This window comes from Steroidobacter agaridevorans (assembly GCF_009932555.1).
GTDB lineage: Bacteria > Pseudomonadota > Gammaproteobacteria > Steroidobacterales > Steroidobacteraceae > Steroidobacter > Steroidobacter agaridevorans.
The window spans coordinates 521,183-529,152 of sequence record NZ_BLJO01000004.1 but is presented as its reverse complement, the minus strand read 5'-3'; the positions used below and the strand labels follow the sequence as shown (position 1 = coordinate 529,152).

Below are 7,970 nucleotides of genomic sequence, written 5' to 3'. Positions count from 1 at the left end.
TCGATTCCGATGAGGTCGCCGTTGCTGGCGCCGCCCGGCAGCAGACCGATCTTCATGTTTCGCACGATGATGTTGCTGGACGCGCCCTTGATGCGGATGCCGAAGTTCGCGGACGACCCCTCCATGCCGAGAATGGTGATGTCGTTCTTGCCGCTGATCGACAGCTCCTGCGCCGGCTTGCTCCACTGGCCGCAGATGTTGGCGAGGATCGGCGCCTCGTCGAACGTGCCATTGTAGTGGAGCACGAGGCCGCCGCTTCCCGAGTAGTTATTGACCGCCGTTTGTGCGGCCGACAGCGTACTGACGACGACCGGAGTCGCATTGCCGCCACCGGTTACATTGCCGGCAAAGCCGGGGACAACGGCGCCCGCGGGTACGGCGCCAAGCAGCGCGCTTAACATCAGCATGACACGTTGAAGTTTCATCTTGCCCTCCTATGGCTCGATCAAAACGATGAAATCGCGCGCCCGAGCCTCCTCGGGCGCGCTTCATCTGCGATCGCTATGGAGCGATCTTGCCAACGCCGGCGTTGCCAGAAACGATTGACGGGATGTTCGCGGAAGAATCCAGCGTATACGAGTAGGGCACCGTCACCGTACACGTCGAGTCGAACTGCCCATTGACGATCACCGGAACCACCAGCGCACCGTCGCCGACCGAGCGGTCGTAGCTGATGGAGTCCAGCGTATTCGCCCGTGTCTGCCAGCAGCCCGGCTCCGGGGAATCATCCGAAGCAATGAGCGGATTGTTGGAATTCTTGAAGTAGTTGCCTTCGACCAGAATCCGGCCGCCCATGCGCGAATTGATGCCGTGGATCATGTCGCTGTTGCTCACGTTGGACCAATAGTTGTTATAGCTGTGCGCCAGGCCATGACGCAGCAACGGCGTGCGCTGCTCGATGTTCTCGTACCAGTTGTGGTGGAAGGTGATGTTGGTATTGGCATCGTCGCTGTCGCTCGATCCGATCAAACCTGCCCGGCTGGAGTTGCGGTAGTGGTTGTAAGACACCGTGACGTTCGTGACGCCCGCCTTCATGTCCAGCAACGAATCGTAGCCGTCGGTCTCGCCGCCGCTTGCTTCCAACGTATTGTGGTCGACCCAGACATTGTTGACGGTGGACTCCATACCGATCGCATCGCCGCCGTTGGAAGTAGGCGAGCCGCTCTTCTTGACGTTCTTGATGTGCAGGTTCTGGATGATGATGTTCGACGTGTTGCGCAGATGGATGCCGATCTGATCCAGCACGCCGCGATTGGCCACGCCGATCAGGCTGACATTGCTGACCCCTTTGAACTGGATTTCCGTTGCGGTGGTATCGCAACTGCCGGTAGCGCGGGTGGTGTTGGCGTGAGTGATCGTGCCATCGACCCTGATGATCAGCGGTGTGCTCACGCTGGCTCGAGCACACAACGCGGCGTTGATCTCCGCGCCGGTGCGTGCGGTCACGACAGCGCCTCCCGCTCCGCCCGTGGTCGCCCTTCCAAATCCAACCGGCGTACCACTGCCGCCGCCACCACCGCCGCCCGATCCATTCACCGTGATGGAGAAGCCCTGAGTCGAGGATGTTCCACAGCTATTGGTGTACGTCGCGGTCGCCGAGCAGGACGCTGTGGGGCTGACAGTCTGCTGGCGAGCCGTTCCGGAAGTGCCGCAACCGGTCCAGGACCAGCTGCCGCCCGTTGACGGTGTCGGAGCGAAGACCACTTGCGCCCCGGAGTTGATCGTGGCGCTCGCCGTCTGGACCCCGTTGATGAACGGAGTGATCGTCGTCGGATTGCAAGTGCCCCCGCCGCCGGTCGGACCATATGAGCAGTACCGCGGACTGCCCACGTTGATTGCGGGAAACAAAGAAGCAGAGCAGCTGATGGGCCCGGTCTGCGTCGCATACACGAACGTGCCGGATTTGCCGTACGCCACGGAGCGAGTGCCGCTGAACGTGCACGTCTCCCCCTCCTTGGCGCATTTCGTATAACCCGTTGGATAATCGGTAGCCGCGTACGCGCCGCTTGCAAATGCAAACAACGCCGCGGCGCATAACGCCGTGCGAATCATGCAATTTCCCCCTGGGCTGATGTTCCGTTCAGTTACATAGTGGTTTTTCCATTGATAGCGGTGTGGCCGTTGGCCGCCGCACGCCGCGTCCGACACACGCTAAATCCCTGATGACACCGGTGTCAAGCCCCATGAACACGCGCCGGCAGTTTCGATTGAGAAACAGTAATTTATATTTCTGCTAGGGGGACGCTTCGAGCCGCGCCTGCACGCTCTTCAGCAGTTCTCGTGCTCTGTCGGTGTGCTCGCCAGGATGAGGACTGTAGGCAAGCGGTCCCAAGGTGCGCGCGGCGTCGCTCAAGCGCTCATCGGCAATCATCTGTTGAGCTACGAGCCAACGCACGGACGCATCGAAGGGCGCGAGGTGCAACGCCCATTCCAGGCCATCGATCGCATTCTTGGTCGGCTGCTCGCCTTGTTTCGTGTAGCTGAGATAAAACCACACGAGCGGCACCGGATGATCGTTTTCGACCCTGTTGGCTCGCGCGAACTGGCCTCGGACATCCTTCCAGGATTCCTTCGGTAGCGCCCCGTTCTGCACTTTGCGCGCGAGCGCATAGCCCTTCTGCAGATAAGCGTTGATTTGTTTTGGATCGACGGCGAGAGCACGGTCGGCTGCGACGATCGCGGCGTCGTCATTGCCGGCGTCGAATTCCGCTTCAGCCAGCGCCGCCTGCACCGTCGCATCGTCCGGATGCCGAGCGGCGATTCGCTGCGCCTCGGGCAAGAGGCTATTTGCCTCTTCGGCGCCCACCCCCACCTTCGATTCGATGATGACCGGCATCATCTCCGCTTCGGCGGGCCGCAGCTTACGCAGGGCGATCGGGCCGATGGCGAGCGAGCTCGGATCGACCGTCAAGATACTGACCTTGCGCCGCCTGAGATAGGCCTCCATATCCTTGTCGAGACGATCGAGATCGCCAAACGCGCCTGCCGCAGCGTCCAGCGCCGAAGCGCCGGTTGCCAGCAACTCACCGTACTTCGGGATTTGCCCGGACCGCTCGGGCGTCATCTGCAGATAATGAAACAATGTCCAGCTCTGGCCGTAGAACGAGTCATAGCCCGCTTTCGAATCGCCGATCCCCCCGTCGAAGTCGAGCAGCCGACGGATGGGCACCTCGCGGCCATAAGCCAGTTCATCGGCGCGATAGTAAGGTGGCGCGCCGATACCTACGCTGCCGTTCGAATTGAAGCGAACGCCGGCGAAAAACTCCGCGAATCCTTCGACGAACCAACGCGGATAGGCCCGGTTCGTGTTCATGTGCATGAAATGGTGTGCGTACTCGTGATAGAGCACGGTCTCGCCCGTCAAATCGCTTCTCGACGCCCCTTTCAACTTTGGAACGACGGCAACCGAGCCGCCGGCGCGAGGGATATAGATGCCGGCGAGGTACCGATTCTTCGCCCCCACCACCTCGCGAACCTCCGCGCGGTTGGCCACGACAAAGACCGTCACCCGATTGGAGGGGCTTGGCTTGGTATTTTCCTGCTTGTAGACCCGGGTCATGGCCGCATGAAAGCGCTCCAGGCGCTCTGCAAAATCCGTGACCGCCTTCTCCTTCTGACCGCTGTAGATCACAAAGTGATCGCTGCTCGCCTCCAGCCATTCGGCTTGCGCCTGTGTGCTGGCAATGAACATAAGAAACCCGAGCGCTATCGCGCGCATATGCCGCTCCTCCTTGGGCCGGAGAGGCTATGCGAGCGGGCGATGTAAATGCAATAAAGCGCTCAAGCCAATGAGGGATACAGAACCTGCGCAGTCTTGGCAAAGATCCATTCGCGGTCCTGCTCCGAGACCGAGGCGAGGCACTTCTTCGCGACTTCCAGGTTGCCGCTCAACTTGCCTTCGGAGGCCGGGAAGTTCGAGCCCCAGGCGAGGCGGTTCGCGCCGAACACTTCGATCAGCCGCGGGAAGAAAGTTTCGGCCGATGCTTTCTCTTTCCGCACATCGCCGAAGATACGCGGCGTGAGCTTGAAATAAATATTCTCGAAGGGCGCGAGGCCGAACAGGCTCGATGCCTTCTTGTACGGCGCGCCGTCTGTCACATCGGGGCGGCCGAGGTGATCGAGCACGATGCGCACTTTGGGAAAGCGCTTGGCGAGGCCCGCGACCTGTGCGAGACCGACCGGGTCGGTCTGAATGCACATCGACAGGCCCAGCTCGCCGATCAGCTGCCACGATGGGAACGAGCGCGGATCATCCAACGTGCTCGGATCGAATGCCGCCGTGCTGCCGCCGGTAAATAGGCGGAAGCCGTTGGTACCACGCTCGACCCAATGACGAATCATCTTCGGCGCATCGGGCTGCAACACATCCACCGAGCCGACCGCCGTGAAGCGATTAGAAAACCGCGCGATGGAGTCGCACAAGTAGGAATTGTCGTAACCGTAGCAGGTCGAGGCCTGCACGATCGCCGTCTTGTCCACGCCGGCTTCATCCATCGCCGCGATCAAACCTTCGGCAGTCACCGGCCGGTCCTTGGACCAGTCGGACTGCTTGCCGAACAACGGCGCGCGCGGATAGCGATCCGTGTCGGGCGAGCAAATATGCGGATGAATATCGATGAACCGGGCGACCATACTTAGTTACACCTTGTTTGAAACGACGGCGGGCGCGAGGCTCAGCCGCCCGCCAGTTGTCGTGCCTTCTCGATGGCACCGTAAGTTTTCACGGGCGAGGACATCAGGAACGAATAGCCCTGCGCCACCACGCTTTCGACGTTCTTGCTCGTCACGTGCGGATGACCGACGCGCATGCCGTGTTTCTTGCACGTGGCGACGATCTGACCCATGGCTTCCTTGACGATGGGATGCTCGTACTGACGCGGCACACCGAGCTCCTGACTCAAGTCGCCCTCGCCGATCAGCACGCAGCCGATGCCGGGAACGTTGCGCAGGATGTCGTCGAGGTTCTGCACGCCAGCGACGTCCTCGATCATCAGAAACACCAATACTTCGCCCTGCGGATTGAGCGGCCACACGTCGGCGCGCGAGTAATACTGCTGCTGCGTGAGCCCCCAATAGCGCGAACAGGTGTGCGGCCCATCGCCCCGCATGCCGATCGGCTCGAGGTACGGAGCATCTTTCGGACGCGGATAACGGCAGGCAGACACGGCGTTATACGCCTGCTCCACCGTGCTCACGTGCGGCCAAACCACACCGTAGACGCCGCGATCCAATGCCTGCTTCGCGAGCCACTGGTTGTTCTCGACGCCATTCGCGGGAATACGAACGATGGGCGTCACCGTCGGCGCAAGCGAGCCGCTCTCGAGGATCTGCTTGCGGTTCAACATGAACTGCAGCGTGACCTCCAGCTCTTCGGCATCCCACGAGTTGTGCTCCATCTCGAACACGACGGCATCGTAAGGCGCAGAGCTGAATTCGATCGCCGCGCGGCGACCCGGAGGCGCGAACGAGGCATAGGCCGGCCGGCCCTGTTCCCAAGCCTTGATTATGCCGTTGAGACGCGGAAGTTCTGACACAAAGACTCCTGACGATACTCTTGAGAACGTGCGATGAAGGTTACTTGCCGAGCTTCTTCAGCCGCGCATCCAGACGCGGGTAGACGCGGCGCGCGTTGGCTTCGAAGATCTTGTTGCGATCCTCCGTCGACAGCTTCGAGCATGCATCCACGTATTTCTTCGTATCGTCGAAATATTCGCCCGTGTCCGGGTTCCTGCCGCGCACCGCGCCGATCATTTCCGAGCCGAACAGAATGTTCTCGATGGGCACAACCTTGGTGAGGAACTCGACGCCCGGCTGGTGATACACGCAGGTATCGAAGAACACGTTGTTCAGCAACGATTCGATCTCGCGCTTCTGGTCGAGCGCGATGCCACGGTAGCGGCCCCAGTGATACGGCACGGCGCCGCCGCCATGAGGAATGACGAAGCGCAGCTTCGGAAAGTCTTTGAACAGATCCGACAGCAGGAACTGCATGAAGGCGGCCGTGTCGCCATTGATGTAGTGCGCGCCGGTGCCATGGAAGCACGGATTGCACGACGAGCTCACGTGCACCATCGCCGGCACATCCAGACGCACCAGTTCCTCGTACAGCGGATACCACCAGCGATCGGTCAGCGGCGGATCCTTCCAGTAACCGCCCGAAGGATCGGGACTCAGATTGCAGCCGACGAAGCCGAGCTGCTCGACGCACCGGCGCAGCTCCGGAATGCAATTCTCCGGCGACTGGCCCGGCGACTGCGGCAGCTGGCAGACGGGCGCGAAGTTGTCGGGGAACAGCTCGCAGACCCGATAGATGAGATCATTGGCGACCTCGGACCAGGCGTAGCTGGTGTGTTGATTGCCGAGGTGGTGCGCCATCTGGCCTGCGATCGGCGAGAACACCGTCAGATCGCCGCCGCGCTCCTGCTGCATCTTCAGCTGGCCGCCGGCAATCGCCGCGCGGATCTCGTCGTCAGAGATTTTCAGATCGGCGGCTTTGGGCTGATTGGCCGGATCGTTGACGGCGGCGAGCTGCCTGGCGCGCCAGTCATGCAGGGTCCGGGGGGCGGTGGTGAAGTGACCGTGGCAATCGATGATCATGGTTGAGGCAGCGCTGTGTCGTTGTCGGCCGCCACAAGCTAATGCATCCGAAGTCGAATGCGATCATTGATTTTGCGGTGGCCCTGATAAGTCTTCCGGCGACTCAGAATTTATAGCCTCGAGGGGCCTTTTGATTGCGCGGGGTTGCGAGCGGTTCGGCATTGTTGGCGCGCACGAGACTTTACCCAGGAGAACTGCTTTGGCTGCCAAGGTGCATCTGAAAATCGCGGTGGCGGACTACCCGCACACCGCCGCCGTGCGCAACGGCTCGATTCCCATCGAAGGCGTCGACGCCGATATCGTCACGGTCGAGCCGCAGATCGCGGCGTTCCGGCGCATGGTGCGCCAGGTCGAATTCGATGTCTGCGAACTGGCCCCGACGACCTATATCATCGCCCGTGCCTATGGCGCCCCGTTCATCGCGTTGCCCATCTTCGTCCTGCGACGGTTTCATCATGCCGGCCTGCTGGTCCGCCCCGACTCGGGCATCAAGACCCCGAAGGATCTCGAAGGCCGCAAAGTGGGCGTGCGCGCCTATTCCGTCACGACCGGCGTCTGGACGCGAGCGGTGCTGATCGATGAGTACGGATTGGATTCGTCGAAGGTGACCTGGGTTGTCGATGACGAAGAACATGTAACTCAACTGCAGCTGCCGCCGAATGTGATTCGCACCGCTCCGGGCCGCTCGCTCGCCGATATGATGGCCGATGGCGAGCTGGCCGCTGGCTTCCATGGCAATGCCGGCGTGGGCCGCACCGGCAACCCGACCGGCGGCTGGAAGACGGTCGAAGCGCACTACCCCGATCTGTTTCCGAATGCCGAGGAACTGGAAGCTGACTGGTACAAGCGCACCGGCATTTATCCGATGCACGGAACGATCGTCGTGAAAGACTCGGTGCTGGCCGAGCATCCCTGGATCGCGAAGTCGCTGTACAAAGCGTTCTCGCAAGCGAAAGATGAATGGTTGAAGCGCTTGGACGCCGGCGAAGCGAAGGTTGCGCCCGATCAGAAGTACGCGAAGCTACGCAAGATCGTTGGCCACGATCCGCTGCCCTATGGCATGGCCGCGAACCTGAAGACCATCGAAGCGCTGGCGAGCACGGCGTACCAGCAGCAGCTCACGCCGAAGCTGATGCCAGTGAAGGATCTGTTCGTCGACCCCGAAAAGACCTGACTCGCGCGACTGATCGGCCGCCGCTCAGGGATAGGAGCGGCCGGCCACCAACTCGCCCGGTATCCAGGCGCAGTCGATGTCGCAACCCGTTTTGACGTACAGCTGCAGATTGGAGTTCGTGCTCAGAATGTTCTTCAGCAACTCGCGATACACGCTGCGCTCACTTGCCGCGCCGTCGGAGCGCCAGCGTGCCTGCACG

At 61.3% G+C, this 7,970-nt stretch carries 7 protein-coding genes; 1 reads left to right on the top strand and 6 read right to left on the bottom strand.

Annotated features, from left to right (window positions below; all coding sequences use genetic code 11):
- The 6 genes from GYH35_RS16995 to GYH35_RS16970 form a co-directional block, all read right to left on the bottom strand.
- A partial coding sequence (locus tag GYH35_RS16995; protein WP_202624373.1) for a pectate lyase family protein occupies window positions 1-425 on the bottom strand: 425 nt, incomplete at its 3' end.
- 76 nt (window positions 426-501) lie between these two features.
- Window positions 502-2,052 carry a pectate lyase family protein gene (locus tag GYH35_RS16990; RefSeq protein WP_161811099.1) on the bottom strand — a complete coding sequence of 517 codons (1,551 nt, stop codon included), beginning with the start codon at window positions 2,050-2,052 and terminating at the stop codon, window positions 502-504.
- A gap of 181 nt (window positions 2,053-2,233) precedes the next feature.
- Entirely contained in the window at window positions 2,234-3,718 is a 1,485-nt protein-coding gene (locus GYH35_RS16985) for a tetratricopeptide repeat protein (protein WP_161829022.1), read from the bottom strand.
- Window positions 3,719-3,780: 62 nt separating this feature from the next.
- On the bottom strand, window positions 3,781-4,632 hold the full coding sequence (locus GYH35_RS16980; RefSeq protein ID WP_161829021.1) for an amidohydrolase family protein: 852 nt from the start codon (window positions 4,630-4,632) through the stop codon (window positions 3,781-3,783).
- Window positions 4,633-4,673: 41 nt separating this feature from the next.
- On the bottom strand, window positions 4,674-5,534 hold the full coding sequence (locus GYH35_RS16975) for an HpcH/HpaI aldolase family protein (RefSeq protein ID WP_161811096.1): 861 nt from the start codon (window positions 5,532-5,534) through the stop codon (window positions 4,674-4,676).
- A 40-nt stretch (window positions 5,535-5,574) separates the two neighbouring features.
- Window positions 5,575-6,597, bottom strand: coding sequence for an amidohydrolase family protein (locus GYH35_RS16970; RefSeq protein ID WP_161829020.1), 1,023 nt, complete (start codon window positions 6,595-6,597; stop codon window positions 5,575-5,577).
- Between the two features lie 199 nt (window positions 6,598-6,796).
- Between GYH35_RS16970 and GYH35_RS16965 the strand changes: the two genes are divergently transcribed.
- A complete protein-coding gene (locus GYH35_RS16965; RefSeq protein ID WP_161829019.1) occupies window positions 6,797-7,771 on the top strand; it encodes an ABC transporter substrate-binding protein in 975 nt (324 codons plus the stop codon).
- Window positions 7,772-7,970: the final 199 nt, after the last annotated feature.

Excerpts from the sequence above, each read along its gene's own strand:
- GYH35_RS16990 (WP_161811099.1), bottom strand. The coding sequence starts at position 2,052 with ATGATTCGCACGGCGTTATGCGCCGCGGCGTTGTTTGCATTTGCAAGC.
- GYH35_RS16970 (WP_161829020.1), bottom strand. The coding sequence starts at position 6,597 with ATGATCATCGATTGCCACGGTCACTTCACCACCGCCCCCCGGACCCTG.
- GYH35_RS16985 (WP_161829022.1), bottom strand. The coding sequence starts at position 3,718 with ATGCGCGCGATAGCGCTCGGGTTTCTTATGTTCATTGCCAGCACACAG.
- GYH35_RS16980 (WP_161829021.1), bottom strand. The coding sequence starts at position 4,632 with ATGGTCGCCCGGTTCATCGATATTCATCCGCATATTTGCTCGCCCGAC.